General features: G+C 68.6%; 11 protein-coding genes and 2 pseudogenes. 7 read left to right on the forward strand and 6 right to left on the reverse strand.

The window, feature by feature from the left end:
• Positions 1–17: 17 nt before the first annotated feature.
• The 3 genes from hflD to KF903_RS09855 are packed head-to-tail and all read right to left on the reverse strand — an operon-like array spanning position 18 to position 2,241.
• Complete coding sequence (gene hflD / locus KF903_RS09845; protein WP_291214154.1) at positions 18–644, reverse strand: high frequency lysogenization protein HflD; 627 nt, start codon at positions 642–644, stop codon at positions 18–20.
• Complete coding sequence (gene mnmA / locus KF903_RS09850; protein WP_291214156.1) at positions 641–1,750, reverse strand: tRNA 2-thiouridine(34) synthase MnmA; 1,110 nt, start codon at positions 1,748–1,750, stop codon at positions 641–643. Before mnmA ends, hflD begins: the two co-directional genes overlap by 4 nt.
• The gene (locus tag KF903_RS09855; RefSeq protein WP_291214158.1) at positions 1,747–2,241 is read right to left on the reverse strand and encodes an NUDIX hydrolase; all 495 of its coding nucleotides are present in this window, start codon (positions 2,239–2,241) and stop codon (positions 1,747–1,749) included. The genes mnmA and KF903_RS09855 overlap by 4 nt, the downstream gene beginning before the upstream one ends.
• 131 nt (positions 2,242–2,372) lie before the next feature.
• Between KF903_RS09855 and clpS the strand changes: the two genes are divergently transcribed.
• The 4 genes and pseudogenes from clpS to KF903_RS09875 all read left to right on the forward strand — a co-directional run.
• Positions 2,373–2,699: an ATP-dependent Clp protease adapter ClpS gene (gene clpS / locus KF903_RS09860; protein WP_291214160.1), complete on the forward strand. Its 327-nt coding sequence runs from the start codon at positions 2,373–2,375 to the stop codon at positions 2,697–2,699.
• A 162-nt stretch (positions 2,700–2,861) separates the two neighbouring features.
• Complete coding sequence (clpA, locus tag KF903_RS09865; RefSeq protein WP_291214162.1) at positions 2,862–5,135, forward strand: ATP-dependent Clp protease ATP-binding subunit ClpA; 2,274 nt, start codon at positions 2,862–2,864, stop codon at positions 5,133–5,135.
• Between the two features lie 719 nt (positions 5,136–5,854).
• Positions 5,855–7,564: pseudogene (locus KF903_RS09870) on the forward strand (S8 family serine peptidase); the annotation flags it as partial.
• A 150-nt stretch (positions 7,565–7,714) separates the two neighbouring features.
• Positions 7,715–7,957, forward strand: a pseudogene (locus KF903_RS09875) (PPC domain-containing protein); the annotation flags it as partial.
• A gap of 124 nt (positions 7,958–8,081) precedes the next feature.
• Here KF903_RS09875 and KF903_RS09880 read toward each other — a convergent pair.
• Positions 8,082–8,573 carry an asparaginase domain-containing protein gene (locus tag KF903_RS09880; RefSeq protein WP_291214164.1) on the reverse strand — a complete coding sequence of 164 codons (492 nt, stop codon included), beginning with the start codon at positions 8,571–8,573 and terminating at the stop codon, positions 8,082–8,084.
• A gap of 37 nt (positions 8,574–8,610) precedes the next feature.
• A complete protein-coding gene (locus KF903_RS09885; protein ID WP_291214166.1) occupies positions 8,611–10,260 on the reverse strand; it encodes an acyl-CoA dehydrogenase family protein in 1,650 nt (549 codons plus the stop codon).
• 102 nt (positions 10,261–10,362) lie between these two features.
• Here KF903_RS09885 and KF903_RS09890 point away from each other — a divergent pair, with 102 nt between their 5' ends.
• The 3 genes from KF903_RS09890 (at position 10,363) to KF903_RS09900 (ending at position 13,206) form a co-directional block, all read left to right on the forward strand.
• Positions 10,363–10,914 carry a Pycsar system effector family protein gene (locus KF903_RS09890; RefSeq protein ID WP_291214168.1) on the forward strand — a complete coding sequence of 184 codons (552 nt, stop codon included), beginning with the start codon at positions 10,363–10,365 and terminating at the stop codon, positions 10,912–10,914.
• A 2-nt stretch (positions 10,915–10,916) separates the two neighbouring features.
• Positions 10,917–11,759 (forward strand): peptide chain release factor N(5)-glutamine methyltransferase, encoded by an 843-nt coding sequence (gene prmC, locus KF903_RS09895; protein ID WP_291214170.1) that lies wholly within the window; start codon positions 10,917–10,919, stop codon positions 11,757–11,759.
• 481 nt (positions 11,760–12,240) lie between these two features.
• A complete protein-coding gene (locus KF903_RS09900) occupies positions 12,241–13,206 on the forward strand; it encodes a hypothetical protein (RefSeq protein ID WP_291214172.1) in 966 nt (321 codons plus the stop codon).
• 9 nt (positions 13,207–13,215) lie between these two features.
• On the opposite strand, the gene KF903_RS09905 is transcribed toward KF903_RS09900, so the two are convergent.
• Positions 13,216–15,084 (reverse strand): 3'-5' exonuclease, encoded by a 1,869-nt coding sequence (locus KF903_RS09905; protein ID WP_291214174.1) that lies wholly within the window; start codon positions 15,082–15,084, stop codon positions 13,216–13,218.
• Between the last annotated feature and the right edge of the window lie 269 nt (positions 15,085–15,353).

A 15,353-nucleotide genomic window follows, 5' to 3' on the forward strand; every position in this document is an offset into this window, starting at 1 on the left:
CCCTGCGGGGCGGGGGTTCAGCCGTGATCCAGCGTGCTGCGCGCGAGCAGGCCGCGCGCCAGCATCGCGTACTCGCGCCGGCGCATGAGCAGGCGCAGCTGGCTGCCGCCCATCTGGCGCCACAGCACCGCGGCCCGTACCGCCGCCAGCAGCAGGCTGCGGATCTGCGCCACCACCTGCGGGTTGCCGAGCTGCTGCGGATTGCCGTGCACCATCACGCGCGGGCGCAGTTGCGACAACGTCTCGACGTACAGATCGGCCAGCCGCAACTGCACGGTCGGGTGGTCGATACCGAAGTGGTCGACCTGGCGCTGCACGCGCTCGATGCCGGTGCGCAGCTGGGCATTCATCGACGGGGTGCGCATGAGGCGGCGTTGCAGGCGCAGCACGCCCAGCGCCAGTCGCGTCACCGGCAGGTGGCGCTGCTCGCCGTCGGTCTGCGCCACGAGTGTTTCCAGGCCCAGCCGCAGGCCGCCGATGCCGCCGAACACCGCACCGGCGTCGGCGGCGTCGATGCGGAAGATGCTGGCGATGCTGCAACTTGCCGCTGCGGCGTCGGCCTGCCCACTGGTGGCGAGGTCATGGACGAGGCGGCAGCCCTGCAGCACGCCGGCAAATGCGATGACGCGGGCTTCGCGGTTCATGTCGGGCTCCAGCCGCCAAAGGCCGCGTCGCTGCGGTCGATGACGCCGCCGCCGAGGCACTCCTCGCCATCGTAGAACACCACGGACTGGCCTGGCGTGATCGCGCGCTGTGGCACCTCGAAACGCACCGTGGCGAGGTCGCCGTCGAGCTCGACCTGGCATGGCTGCGGAGCCTGCCGGTAGCGCGTCATCGCGCTGCAGGCGAAGGTCGAGGCCGGGGGCGCACCGGCGATCCAGCTCAGTCCGCTGGCGGCGAGCCGTTGCGCCTGCAGCCAATGGTTGGCATTGCCCTGCGCGGCATACAACACGTTGTTGGGCACGTCCTTGCCGACCACGTACCAGGGCGCGCCATCGCCATCGCGGCGGCCACCGATGCCGAGCCCGCCGCGCTGGCCGAGCGTGTAGTGGAATACACCCTCATGCACGCCGATCTCGCTGCCGTCGGGCGCGCAGATCGGCCCCGGCTGGGCCGGAATGTAGCGGCTCAGGAAGCTGCGGAAATCGCGCTCGCCGATGAAGCAGATGCCGGTGGAGTCCTTCCGCGCATGGTTGGGCAGGCCGGCATCGCGCGCCAGTTCGCGCACCTGTGCCTTGGGCAACTCGCCGAGCGGAAAGCGCGTGGCCGCCAGCGCAGCCTGGCCGAGCGCGTGCAGGAAGTAGCTCTGGTCCTTGCCGTGGTCACGGCCGCGCAGCAGGCGCAGGCGACCGTCGACGCAGTCGATGCGCGCGTAATGGCCGGTGGCGATCTGGCTGGCGCCGAGCGCGCGCGCCTCGTCGAGGAAGGTCTTGAACTTGATCTCGCGATTGCACAGCACGTCGGGGTTGGGCGTGCGCCCGCGACGGTACTCGGCGAGGAAATGCTCGAACACCTGGGCGCGGTAGGTGGCGGCGAAGTTGCGCAGGTGCAGCCGGATGCCCAAGTGCGCGCACACGGCGACCGCCTCGCGGCGGTCCGCGTCGGCACGGCAGCCGTCGCCGCCGCGCCCGTCGTCGTCCCAGTTCTGCATGAACAGGCCTTCGACGGCCACGCCCTGGCGTTGCAGCAGCAGTGCGGCCACCGCCGAGTCGACGCCGCCGGAGATGCCGACCATGACCTGCGCGGTCATCGCACTGGGTCCAGCGACTTCACGCAGTCCAGCGGCAGTTGGCGTCCGGCCAGCCAGTCGTCGATGGTGGACAGCACCATCGGGCTGCGCAGGTTCGGCGCCGCCGCGATCTCGTCGCGGCTGAGCCAGCGCGGCCCGATGATGCCGGCGTCGAGCGGGCGCCCGGGCTCGTGGCGCAGCGCGTCGGCGGCGAAGGCAAAGCGCACGAAATGCAGCGCGCCCACGCTCCATTGTTGTACGCCGAGGAAATGCGTGAGGCGCACATGCCAGGCCGTCTCCTCGAGCGTTTCGCGCACGGCCGCCTGCTGCAGCGTTTCGCCGGCCTCGAGGTGGCCGGCCGGCTGGTTGAGCACGCGCTGTCCGGCGACCTCCTCCTCGACCAGCAGGAAGCGGCCGTCGGCGGCCACCACGGTGGCCACCGTGACGTGGGGATGCCAGGCACAGGCCGGACGTTCGGCGCTCGGCGTGGCGGTGTTCGCGGTCACGATCATTTGCGGATTTTAACAGGCGCTCCATGTGCCACGGGGGCTTGCTTGCTGCGCCGGCGACCTCCATCGTCACTGCCGTGGTCGGGCAGGGCGGCGCGCTATACTCGGCCGCAAGGTTTTTCCGGTCCGCTGCAATGGCTCACGAGAACGATCTGCAGAACGAACACAGCTTCGGCCTTGCCGTACAGACGGCCAAGCCCGAGATCGCGCGGCCGCCGCTGTACCAGGTGGTGCTGCTCAACGACGACTTCACGCCGATGGACTTCGTGATCGCGGTGCTGGAGACGTTTTTCGGCATGGAGCGCGAGCGCGCCACCCAGGTCATGTTGCACGTCCATACGCGCGGCAAGGGCGTGTGCGGCGTGTTCACGCGCGAGGTGGCCGAAACACGGGTCAGCCAGGTCAACGAGTTTTCGCGTGCGCATCAGCATCCACTGCTGTGCACGATGGAGAAGTCCTGACGGAAACGCCCTGCCCGCGCGGGCAGAGGCGGCAGGCACGGCGGGCGTTGCCGGTTGGAGACGGCGACGCGGCGAGCGCTGGCACCAGGGACGGGCGCACGAGTTGAACCGGGTGCGGACGATCCGCATATCGGCGCAAGCAATCTGCGGAGACGTACCGGCATGTTCAGCAAGGATCTCGAAGTCACCATCGGCCAGTGCTACAAGGACGCGCGCGAGCAGCGTCACGAGTTCATGACGGTCGAGCACCTGCTGCTGGCGTTGCTCGACAATGCCTCGGCAGTGGGTGTGCTGCGCGCCTGTGGTGCCGACCTGGCCAAGCTCGCGCGCGACCTGCGCGCGATCATCACCGAGACCGTGCCGCTGCTGGCGCCCAACGACGAGCGCGACACCCAGCCCACGCTCGGCTTCCAGCGCGTGCTGCAGCGCGCCGTCTACCATGTGCAATCCTCGGGCCGCAAGGAAGTCGCCGGCGCCAACGTGCTGGTGGCGATCTTCGGCGAGAAGGACTCGCATGCGGTCTATTTCCTCGGCCAGCAGGAGATTTCGCGGCTGGACGTGGTCAATTTCATCTCCCACGGCGTGGCCAAGATCGCCCACGAGGGCAGTGCGCCGCCCGCCGGCGAGGCGAAGGCCGAGGGTGAGCCCGGCGACGAGTCGCGCGGCAATCCGCTGACCGAGTTCGCCAACAACCTCAACGAGCTGGCGCGCCAGGGCAAGATCGATCCGCTGATCGGCCGCAACGAGGAGGTCGAGCGCACGATCCAGGTGCTGTGCCGGCGCCGCAAGAACAACCCGCTCTACGTCGGCGAGGCTGGCGTGGGCAAGACCGCGCTGGCCGAAGGCCTGGCCAAGCGCATCGTCGAGGGTGAGGTGCCGAGCGTGCTCGCCGACGCGACGATCTGGGCGCTCGATCTCGGTGCGCTGGTGGCCGGCACCAAGTATCGCGGCGACTTCGAGAAGCGCCTCAAGGCGGTGATCGCCCAGCTCAAGAAGGAGCCCGGCGCGATCCTGTTCATCGACGAGATCCACACCATCATCGGTGCCGGCTCGGCTTCGGGCGGCACCATGGATGCGTCCAACCTCATCAAACCCGTGCTCGCCAGCGGCGAGTTGCGCTGCATCGGCTCGACCACGTTCCAAGAATACCGTGGCGTGTTCGAGAAGGACCGCGCGCTGGCACGGCGATTCCAGAAGATCGACGTGGTCGAACCCTCGATCGCCGACAGCGTGGAGATCCTCAAGGGACTCAAGACGCGCTTCGAGGAACACCACAAGGTGGAGTACACCTCCGATGCGCTGCGCGCCGCGGTCGACCTGTCGGTCAAGCACATCGCCGACCGCCTGCTGCCCGACAAGGCGATCGACGTGATCGACGAGGCCGGCGCGCGCCAGCACCTGCTGCCCGAGAAGGATCGCAGCGGTCGCGTCGATGTTCCCGACATCGAGTTCATCGTGGCGCGCATGGCGCGGATTCCGCCCAAGCAGGTGTCGGCCTCGGACCGCGACGTGCTGCGCAACCTCGATCGCAACCTCAAGATGGTGGTGTTCGGCCAGGATGCCGCGATCGACGCGCTGACCAGCGCGATCAAGATGGCGCGCTCGGGACTGGGCAACCCCGGCAAGCCGATCGGCAACTTCCTGCTGACCGGGCCGACCGGTGTCGGCAAGACCGAAGTGACCCGCCAGCTCGCGATGCAGCTCGGCATCGAGCTGGTGCGCTTCGACATGTCCGAATACATGGAGCCGCATTCGGTGTCACGCCTGATCGGTGCGCCGCCCGGCTACGTCGGCTTCGACCAGGGCGGCCTGCTCACCGAGCAGATCGTCAAGCATCCGCATTGCGTGCTGCTGCTCGACGAGATCGAGAAGGCGCACCCCGACGTCTACAACGTCCTGCTGCAGATCATGGATCGTGGCGCGCTCACCGACACCAATGGGCGCGAGGCGAATTTCAAGAACGTGATCCTCGTGATGACGACCAACGTCGGCGCGCAGGCGGCGTCGCGGCGCACGATCGGATTCGTCGAGCAGGATCACCAGACCGATGCGATGGAAGCGCTCAAGCGCCAGTTCACGCCCGAGTTCCGCAACCGGCTCGATGCCGTGATCCAGTTCAATGCGCTGGATTTCGAACACGTGCTGCGGGTGGTCGACAAGTTCCTGATCGAGCTCGAAATGCAGCTGCAGGAAAAGCACGTTGCGCTCAACGTCGACGCGGACGCGCGGCGCTGGCTGGCCGAGCATGGTTTCGATCCGCAGATGGGCGCGCGGCCGATGTCGCGCGTGATCCAGGAGAACGTCAAGCGCCTGCTCGCCGACGAGTTGCTGTTCGGCAAGCTCACCCATGGTGGCAAGGTCCTGCTGTCGCTGCACGACGGCAGGCTCGCGGTCACCTGCGAGGAAGCCGAGACGATGCCGGTCGTGGTCGACTAGACCACGCGCGACGACGGCGGCCCGGCCGGCCGCCGCATGCGCTGCGCGCCGCCGCGACGTACTTGCGTGACCCATGGCCGGACGCGGGAGCGAGCGGGCCGGGACGACCGCGCGGCGGCGTTCGTCGCGCCGGCGCGCGCTCGCGGAGTCCCCTGATTGACCCGCGGCGCCGAGACCCGTGCCGATTACCCCAGACGACGTGCCGGCGATGCGGCATGCTGCGCTGCCGCGTGATTTGTCATTCCCAAGCTGACAATTTGCGTCAGTTCCTGACAACGCAAGCGAGTGGTTCGTCGATAGGCGAGCATCACGACGAGCCTCACTGAACCGGGGGATGGCCCCTGGTTTCATGGATGTCCGCGGCGAGGAGAGACGCCGCCGACACACGCACTGGATTCGTGCATGCGTCGCAATCTGCGGCGTACCGTCCGTATCAACGCTTTGGGGAAAACATGAAACCACACCGTATGCAAGTACGGCGCACGGCCTTGGCTGTCGCCGCGTCGGCCCTGTTGGCAGGCAGCGCGCTGCTGTCGGCCGCAACCGTCACCGATGCGCAGGCCCAGCTGTACGCCGATCGCATCAATCTCGATGCACTGTCGAGCCCATTCGTCGGCGACCGCTTCATCGTCACCTATCACGACACCAGCGCCGAGCGCGTGCAGGCCACTTCGCGCCAGCTCGACTTCCAGCGTGTCGGTAACCTCACCGGGACCAGCGTGCGTTCGGTGCGCACCCTTGCCACCGGCGCCGAGCTCATCGAGGTGTCGGGCAGCGTGCAGCGTCTGGCGCGCCAGGACGATTTCGCGCGCAACGTCATGGTTGCCTTCGCGCAGAACCCGAATGTGGCCTATGTCGAGCCCGACCGCGTGATGCATGCGTTGTTCACGCCCAATGACACCTACTTTTCCAACCAGTGGGACCTGACCGACGCCACCGGCGGCATGCGCGTACCGGCGGCATGGGACTTGGCGGGTTCATCGCCCGGTGCCGGCATCAACGTGGCCGTGCTCGACACCGGCATCACCACGCACAGTGATCTCGCCGGGCAGACGGTCGGCGGCTACGACTTCATCAGCAGCTCCACCACCGCGCGCGACGGCAATGGCCGTGACGCCAACCCGGCCGACGAAGGCGACTGGTATGCCGCCAACGAGTGCGGCAGCGGTTATCCCGCCTCCAACTCGAGCTGGCATGGCACCCATGTGACCGGCACCATCGTGGCGCTGGCCAACAACGCCAAGGGCATCGCCGGCATCGCCTATGGCGCCAAGGTCGTGCCCGTGCGCGTGCTCGGCAAGTGCGGCGGCACGGTCGCCGACATCGTCGATGCGATCGTGTGGGCCTCGGGCGGCAGCGTGTCCGGCGTGCCGGCCAATGCCAATCCTGCCCGTGTGCTCAACCTCAGCCTCGGTGGCGGCGGCGCCTGCGGCTCGTTCCAGAGCGCGATCAACACCGCGCGCAGCAACGGTGCGATCTTCGTCGTCGCGGCCGGCAACGAAAACCAGAACGTCAGCAATTCCTCGCCGGCCAATTGCAGCAACGTGGTTTCGGTCGCGGCCACCACCAAGACCGGTGCGCGCGCCTCGTACTCGAACTACGGTTCGACGATCGTGGTGTCGGCGCCGGGTGGCGATGGCAGTGGCGGAGCAGGCGACATCCTGTCGACGCTCAATGCCGGCACCACCACGCCGGGCAGCGAGAACTACGCCTACTACGCCGGCACGTCGATGGCCACGCCGCACGTGGCCGCGGTCGCTGCGCTGGTGTTCCAGAAGAACCCGAGCCTCACGCCGGACCAGGTCAAGAACATCCTGACCAGCACCGCGCGCGCGTTGCCGGGTGCCTGCTCGGGTGGTTGCGGTGCGGGCATCGTCGACGCCCAGGCTGCGGTGCAGGCGGCCGCTGGTGGATCGTCGAATACGGCGCCGGTGGCGAACTTCAGCTTCACCACGAGCGCGCTCACCGCGAACTTCACCGACAGCTCCAGCGACAGCGACGGCAGTATCGCCTCGCGCTCGTGGAACTTCGGTGATGGCACGAGCTCGACCGCGACCAACCCGAGCCACACCTACGCCGCGGCCGGTACCTACAGCGTGTCGCTGACCGTCACCGACAACGGCGGCGCCAGCAACACCAAGACCAGTTCGGTCACGGTGAGCGGCGGCGGTAGTGGCAGCACGGTGCTGCAGAATGGCGTTGCCGTGACCGGTCTGTCGGCGGTCAAGAACGGGCAGTTGACGTTCACGATGACGGTTCCCGCAGGCGCGACCGCCCTCAAGTTCGTGACTTCGGGTGGCAGCGGCGACGGCGACCTGTACGTCAAGTTCGGTTCGGCACCGACCACGTCGAGCTATGACTGCCGCTCGTGGAATTCGGGCAACAGCGAAACCTGCTCGATCACGACCGCGCAGGCTGGCACCTACTACGTCATGCTCAACGCCTACTCCGCGTTCAGCGGCATGAGCCTGACCGGCAGCTACACGACCGGTGGCGGTGGTGGCGGTACGACCATGAGCAACGGCGTCCCGGTGACGGGACTGGCGGCAAGCAAGGGCAACTGGACCGCCGACTACACGCTGGTGGTGCCGGCGGGTGCCACGAACCTCAAGTTCGCCATGAGTGGCGGCAGCGGCGATGCCGACCTTTACGTGCGTCTGAACGCGGCGCCGACGACGTCGAGCTACACCTGCCGGCCGTACCTGACCGGCAATACCGAGTCGTGCAGCTGGGCGACCCCGACCGCCGGCACCTGGCATGTGAGCGTGCGGGCCTACTCGACGTTCTCGGGGGTGACGGTAACGCCGAGCTACACACCGTAAACGACGAAGGAAGCGGCCACGGACGGCCGCCGTCGGGGCAGGAGCCCGCAACACGCGAAGCCGGCCGGGGCAACCCGGCCGGCTTCATCTTGTGTGGTGTCCGGATCGCCGTCGTGACGGCGGTTCAGCCCGGCGCTGGCTCGAAGCGGTTGGCCTCGCGGTTCTTGCGCACGCGCAGCGGATCCCAGATGCGGCCATTCATCGCGATGTAGACGCCGTCGCCGAGGGTCTGCACGGCGCCGACCGCGCAGCCGATGTTGAACACCGCGTCGGAACCCTTGAACAGCGCCGGATTGAGCGCGCCGGTCAGCACGATGACCTTGCCGGTGATGCCCTGCAATGCCTGCGCGGTATCGACCATCGTGTCGGTGCCGTGGGTGACCAGCACGTGGCGATGCGGCTGGCGCTCGATCGTGGCGCGGATCAGCGCGCGATCGCCCTGATCGAGGTGCAGGCTGTCCTTGCGCAGCACCGACACCACTTCGAACGAAAACGCCACGCCGAGCGCCTCGAGGATTTCACCGATCTGCGGCGCGCCGATCTGGAACGTCGACTTGTCGTCGAAATAGATCTTGTCGATGGTGCCACCGGTGGTGACGATGGTCAGGTGCTGCATGGTCGCTCGCTTCGCGTCGGGAGCGGCAGGCGCCGCCTCAGGAGGCGGCATTGTCGGTGAGGCGGACAAGCGCGTCCATCGGTGCTGCGTCCAGGCGCGACAGGCCGTGGGCGATGAACACCGCAAGCGCCGCATCGAGACGCGCCGCGCTGCCGTCACGTGCGTGGCCGCTGCGGCGTGCCAGCAGCCCGGCCGCCGCGCAGCGCGCCAGCGTGAGGGCGAACCCGCGTGCGCCGGCCTGCAGGCCGTCACGGTCGCCCGCGTGGGCGCGGAACCAGCGCTGGGCATCGGTCAGCGCCTGCTGCACGGCCGCGCGTGGCGCAGCGTCGCCGCTGCCATCGAGCACCCAGGCCGCGAAGACGTCGAGGCCGTCGCTGCCCAGTGCCCGCAGGACGTCGAGCGCGAGCACATTGGTGGTGCCTTCCCAGATCGGGAACACCTGCGCGTCGCGCAGCAGTTGCGGTATGCCGGTGTCCTCGATGTAGCCGGCCCCACCGAACGCCTCGCAGGTCTCCGAGGCGATGCGCACCGCGAGCTTGCCGGTCCACAGCTTGGCCAACGGGGTCAGCACGCGCAGCAGCAGCGCTTCACCTTCGCCTGCCGCGCCGCACTCGACGCGACCGAGCAGGGCGACGACTTCGAAGCCGAGGTGGAAGGCCGCCTCGAACTCGGCGGCCAGCCCGCCCAGCGTGAGTCGATGCAGCGGCTGGTCGAGCAGGCTGCGACCGAAGGCGTGGCGCCGCTGCGCGTAGTCGGTGGCGAGCGCGAGGCAATGGCGCATCGTGGCCAGCGCGCCGACCGCGTTCCAGGTGCGCGAGATGTTGAGCACCGGCGTGATCTGCCGCACGCCGTGGGCGAGCTCGCCGACCGGCTCGGCCAGCGTGCCGTCGAGATGGATCTCGGCGGTCGGCAACTCGCGCGTGCCGAGCTTGTCCTTGAGGCGGTCGATGCGGATGCCGTTCCAGGCGCCGTGCGCATCGCGCGTTTCCAGATAGAACATCGCCAGCGCGTCGCCGCCCGCACCCGCACCTTGCGGCCGCGCCAAGGTCAGTGCCATGTCGCCGACCACGGCCGAGACGAACCACTTGCGCCCATACAGGCGCCAGCGCCCGTCGCCGTCGCGGCGCGCTTCGGTGTCGCTGCCGCCGACGTCGGAGCCGCCGGCCAGTTCGGTCATCCATTGACCCGACAGCCACAGTTGCGCCGGATCGCGCGCGAGCAGATGGGGCAGCGCGCGTGCGCACAGCGCCGCGTTGCCGGCGGCCTTGAGCGCGGTTGCCGCGCCATCGCTCATCGCCAGCGGGCAGGAGTGGAACTGGCTGGCGACGTGGTAGAGGTAGACGCGCGCGAATTGGTCGACACGCGCCAGCGCGCCATGTTGCGGTTCGTGACCGGCGGCGACGAAGCCGTAGCGAGCGGTCAATGCCGCACCACGCTGCCAAGTCGGCGTGGTCTGGATGCGGTCGACGCGCCCGCCCCATGCGTCCCACTGCACGAGCTGCGGCGTGCACGGCGACTGCAGGCGCGCTTCGTGCCAGGCCTGCGCGGCGTATTCGCCCAGCGCATCGAGATCGCCGCGGATCTCGGCCAGCATGGCCTGCGGTAGCGCGGCGGCGAGCCAACCGCGCAGCGTGGCGTCGTGGCGGAAGGTGTTGCCCAGCCGAGGTGGTGCCTGCTGGAAGTCCATGGTCGACTCGCGCGAAAGCGGGTTGCCGGCACCATACGCGCCGGTCGTGCGCGGCGGCAAGCGCTTGCTAGAATGCGCGCGCATTGCCGCAGTGAGGCGACGATGGACGAGTCACACCTGCCGGGCGCCGCAGCCTACGCCCGCATTCCCGAGCGCAACACCGGCGACAATCTGTTGCGTACGGCGCAGCAGTACCACGTTGCGCTGTCGACCATGGCCGACACCAAGGCCAACATCATCATCACGGTCGCCTCGATCGTGCTGACGTTGTGCATCGGCCGCCTCGGCGACCCCGAGCTGCGTGCCTCGGCCACCGTGCTCGCCGGTTTTTCGCTGCTCGCGCAGTTGCTTGCGATCCTTGCGGTACTGCCCAAGTACCGGCCACCGCGGCTGGCTGGGCAGGACGGGTTGCCGGCGGGCTTCAACCTCATGTTCTTCGGCCACTTCGCCTCGCTGTCGCGCGAGCGCTATCTCGAGGAAATGGCGCGCGTGCTCGTGCCCGATGGCTCGCCGTATGCGACCTGGGTCAATGACCTGTATTCCAACGGAATCTATCTGGCCCGGCACAAGTACCGCTACCTGCGCTACAGCTACCTGTTCTTCCTGGCTGGTTTCCTGCTCGCAAGCGCGATCCAGGCCTGGCGACTGCTCTGAGCATGGCGGCCGAGGCTGCCAGCGTGCGCGACCTGCTCACTGCGGCGGCGTTGCGCCTTGGTGCTGACGATGCCGGCAGCGAAGCGGCGCTGCTGCTGGCGCAGGTGCTGGCCAAGCCGCGCGCCTGGCTTGCGGCCTGGCCCGAATACGCGCCCGATCCGACGCAGCGCGCGCGGTTCGCCGCGCTGGTCGAGGCCCGGGCGCGCGGCGAGCCGGTGGCCTACCTGCTCGGCTGGCGCGGCTTCTGGACCTTCGACCTGCAGGTGTCACCGGCCGTGCTCATCCCGCGCCCTGAAACCGAACTGCTGGTCGAACTTGCGCTGGAACGACTGCCGCGCGCTGCGGCCAGCCACATTGCCGATCTCGGTACCGGTTCGGGCGCCATCGCGATCGCGCTCGCACGCGAGCGCCCGCGCGCGAGCGTGCTTGCGACCGACGCCAGCGCCGACGCGCTGGCCGTGGCGCGCGCGAACGCAGCTCGGCTCGCCGCGCATGGAGTCGGGTTCGCGCAGGGCCACTGGTGCGAGGCGCTTGGCACGGCAAGGTTCGACATGATCGTGGCCAATCCACCCTACATCGCTGCCGGCGACGCGCATCTGGCGCAGGGCGACCTGCGCTTCGAGCCGGTGGCGGCGCTGGCATCGGGTGCGGATGGTCTGGATGCGATCCGCACGATCATCACGCAGGCGCCTCGGCATCTGCTCGCCGACGGTTGGCTGCTGCTCGAGCACGGCCATGACCAGGGTGCCGCGGTGCGCGCACTGCTGGCGGCAGCCGGTTGTCGCGAGGTGGCAACCGTGCGCGATCTCGCCGGCAACGAGCGCGTGAGTCTGGCGCGACGCTGAAAGGTCGGTGCAGGCATCGCAGTGTGATCCGCATCACACCGCATGCGTGCGCGAGTGCGCCGCTGGCAGCTCGAGCAGTGCGCGGAACACAGGCGCGGTTACGGGGAACATGGCGTCCCAGATGAGGACGCCCGGCGGACCTCGCGATGAAGCCACTGAACCCCGAACCGCGTCGCGCGTGAGCGCCACGCACCGGGCCTCGCCAATCAGGCCCGGAACGATTGCCGCGTTGGATGCGGCCAGCAGGCAGGCCAGGGATGGCCGCGCATTTGCACCCAGGAGGGCAGCCAGTGGCTGCCCTCTTGCGTTTGGCGACCCGCCGGGCGCTGCACCCATCGCCGCAGCCGGTCGCTGCAGCCGCGACGCGATGCGTGAGTCGGTTGCGCTGCGCGCGTTGCCGCCGCATCGTGCCGTCGATGCCTGCTGACAGCAGTGCCGCGCTTGCGCCACCATGCAGGTCGGTCGATCTGGAGCGCATGGCATGGGTGAAGAGGAAATCCGCTCGATTCTCGCGGTCGGCTTCATCGCCGCCAATGTCGACGGCAATACGAGCGACGTCGAACGCGACGCGATCCGACGCCTCGCGGCCCAGTTGAGCGTTGCGGGCATCGATGTCGCGGGTGCGAGCCAGGACATCCTGCTCGGTCGCACCGATCTCGACGGAGCCCTGCGCGGGCTCGCGGGCGATGAGGCGCGGCGCTACGCCTATGCGCTTGCGGTGGGCGTGTGCAACGCCGATGGCGCCGCCAACGCGAGCGAGCAGGCCTTCCTGGCCGATCTTGCGGCGCGCCTGGGGCTCGATGCGGGTCGCAGCGGCGAACAGGCCGCGCAGGCGGCCGCGGTGGTTGCAGCGGGCGTGGCGCCGTCGACTGGCGTGTCCGCAGCCGCGCCCACGCCCGCGCCCGGCAGCGGCACGCCGCAGTCGAGTCTGGGTGAGGCTGAATTGGACCGGCTCATCCTCGATGCGGCCATCCTCAACGGCGCCCTCGAACTGCTGCCCGAGTCGCTATCGACACTGGCGATCATTCCGCTGCAGATGCGACTGGTCTACCGCATCGGCCAGTCCTACGGCTACGAACTCGACCAGGGCCACATCAAGGATTTCATTGCCACGCTCGGCGTGGGCCTGACGTCGCAGTACCTCGAACAGATCGGACGCCGCTTGCTCGGTGGCATGCTCGGTGCGGTCGGCGGCAGCCTGCTCGGCGGCCTCGGTCGGCAGGCGGCCAGCTCGGGCATGAGCTTTGCGAGCACTTATGCGCTCGGCCAGGTCGCGCGGCGCTACTACGCGAGCGGCCGCACGTTCTCGACCGCCATGCTGCGCGACAGCTTCCAGCAACTGCTCGGGGAGGCGCGTGGCATGCAGGGTGCGCTGCTGCCGCGGATCCGCGAGCAGGCCAGCTCGCTCGACATGGGGCGCATCAGCGACTTGATCCGCGGGCGCTAGCGCGCGACGTCACGCCGCCAGCGCGAGCTGCGCCTGTACCGCGTCGATGGATTGGCGCAGGCGTTGGCTGAACACCGTGTCTGCGTGGTGCAGCAGCACCAGTTCTTCGGTGGCCCGCGTCATCGCCACGTACAGCAGGCGCGCGGCGCTGGCTTCGTCCTCGTCGCGGGCCGGCAGGCGGTCGAGACCCGCGATCAGCACGAGTGGGAATTCCAGTCCCTTGCTCGAGTGCATCGTGACCAGGCGCACCGCGTCGCTGCCAAACAGCGTGTCCTTGCCGCCGCGATCGTTGGCCACGTTGCATGGCACGTTGGCGGCGGCGAGGGCGCGCTGCAGCGCTTCAGCCTGCCAGCGGTCGCGTTGCACGATCGCGATCTCGCGCCAGGCGCGACCGCGTGCATGGGTCTGGACCACACGTTCCACCACCGCTGTGGTTTCGGCCCTGCGGCTGGCGGTTCGGATGAGCTCCGGCAGCGGGCCGCGTCGACCCGCGCTCTCGGGTGCCAGCAGCGGCACACCGTCGTCGTCGCTGGGGCGCTCCTGCAGCAGTTCGGCCGCGAACTGGCGTGCCACCGCGAGGATTTCGAGGGTGTTGCGATAGTTGAGCTTGAGGATGGTGGTGCGGCCTTGCGCCTGCACGCCGAGGCTTTTCCAGCTCACCTTGCGGCGCGTGCCCTTGCCATAGATGTTCTGCGCATCGTCGTACAGCACCAGCAGCGAGTTCGTCGTCGGGTCGATCATCTGCACGACAAGACGGTACCAGTCGGGCTCGAAATCATGTCCTTCGTCGATGAGTACGGCGCCGTAGTGGTGGCGCGGAATCTGTCCGCGTTCGACCGCCGCCATCACCGCCGGCACCAGCGCGTCGATGAAGCCCGCACCGCCGGCCGGCAACGGTACGTGATAGGCGCCCAGCATTGCGCGGCACCAGCGATGGAAGTTGTAGACCTGCACCTGTTCGGCCAGGCCGCGCTCGGCCAGCAAATGCTGCAACCGCGCGGCAAGCGTGCGGTTGAAGCACAGCACGAGAATCGGCTTGGTCAGCGCGCGTGCGAGATGCAGCGCGCGAAAGCCGAGGATCATCGTCTTGCCAGAGCCGGCAACGCCGTGGATCACGCGATGCTCGTCGCCGAGCGAACGCGCCAGTTGCTCCTGCTGTGCGTCCATCACCTTGACGAGATCGGGGATGGCCGGCGCGAGCGCGGGCGATGACGCGTCGGCGAACAGGCCGAATTGGCCACTGCCGGCTTCGACCCGGATTTCGGGAAACAGGTGCCAGCGCACGCGGTCGAGCTGCGGCAGCGTCAGCGCGATCGGAAACGCGTGTGCGAACATCGCCCAGAGGCGTTGCTGGAACGCTTCGGGGTCGATCGATTCGAGCATCTCGTCCTGGCAGATCGCCAGATGCGGCGGGATGATCTGGTCGAGTCCGCCCGCCTCGAAGCGTTTGCGCGTGAGGTTGGTGAACACCACGCCATGCGCCCACGGCATGATGAGCTTGCCCGCGTGCGGGCTGTCCGGCCCGTGGCGCAGCGCCGGATCACATTCCAGTACCCGGGTGATCTCCTGCACGTACACGCGCGCCTTTGCCAACGGATTCGGCTCGCGCACGAGTCCGCGCGCGGTAAGCAGCGCAAACTGCATGCGGTCGGCCTCGCGGATCGTGTCTTCCTTCCAGTCCTTGACTTCGAGGACGAGCAGGCCGCGCCGCGGATGCAGGATCGTGAAGTCAGGGCGCTGCTGTTTGGGACCGATCGGTATGTCGTACCAGAGCAGGTAGTCGTCTTCGAGCTTGACCTGCAGGCGTTCGGAGAAACGCCGCTCGCCGGGCGTCATGCGCGCAAGGCAGCTGCTGCGCGTCGGAATCAGCTTCGCCATCGACTCCCCCGAGTTTGTCGTGGGCACCATAACGTGCACGGCTGCGGTGTCAACACGGAGCAAGTCGCCATCGGCCGTGCGCCGACCGCCGGTTGCGTGAACGCGCTGCGCAACCAGCGCGCAAGGCGCGGCTCACTGTGCGGCAGGCGATGAGGGCCATCGTCGGGTCGAACATGCTATCAGCCGGCATCGGCGCTGATCGATGCGCAGCGCCGAAGCCCGGCGCGGTTCACCGGCAGACGGGCAAGCGCGGATCCGCCGGCGCCCCC

The sequence above is a fragment of the Dokdonella sp. genome, from assembly GCF_019634845.1.
Classification (GTDB): Bacteria; Pseudomonadota; Gammaproteobacteria; order Xanthomonadales; family Rhodanobacteraceae; genus Dokdonella_A.

Coding starts and splice junctions, on each gene's coding strand:
- mnmA (WP_291214156.1), bottom strand. CDS start 1,750: ATGACCGCGCAGGTCATGGTCGGCATCTCCGGCGGCGTCGACTCGGCG.
- KF903_RS09855 (WP_291214158.1), bottom strand. CDS start 2,241: ATGATCGTGACCGCGAACACCGCCACGCCGAGCGCCGAACGTCCGGCC.
- prmC (WP_291214170.1), top strand. CDS start 10,917: ATGGCGGCCGAGGCTGCCAGCGTGCGCGACCTGCTCACTGCGGCGGCG.
- clpA (WP_291214162.1), top strand. CDS start 2,862: ATGTTCAGCAAGGATCTCGAAGTCACCATCGGCCAGTGCTACAAGGAC.
- KF903_RS09905 (WP_291214174.1), bottom strand. CDS start 15,084: ATGGCGAAGCTGATTCCGACGCGCAGCAGCTGCCTTGCGCGCATGACG.
- clpS (WP_291214160.1), top strand. CDS start 2,373: ATGGCTCACGAGAACGATCTGCAGAACGAACACAGCTTCGGCCTTGCC.
- KF903_RS09890 (WP_291214168.1), top strand. CDS start 10,363: ATGGACGAGTCACACCTGCCGGGCGCCGCAGCCTACGCCCGCATTCCC.
- KF903_RS09880 (WP_291214164.1), bottom strand. CDS start 8,573: ATGCAGCACCTGACCATCGTCACCACCGGTGGCACCATCGACAAGATC.
- hflD (WP_291214154.1), bottom strand. CDS start 644: ATGAACCGCGAAGCCCGCGTCATCGCATTTGCCGGCGTGCTGCAGGGC.
- KF903_RS09885 (WP_291214166.1), bottom strand. CDS start 10,260: ATGGACTTCCAGCAGGCACCACCTCGGCTGGGCAACACCTTCCGCCAC.
- KF903_RS09900 (WP_291214172.1), top strand. CDS start 12,241: ATGGGTGAAGAGGAAATCCGCTCGATTCTCGCGGTCGGCTTCATCGCC.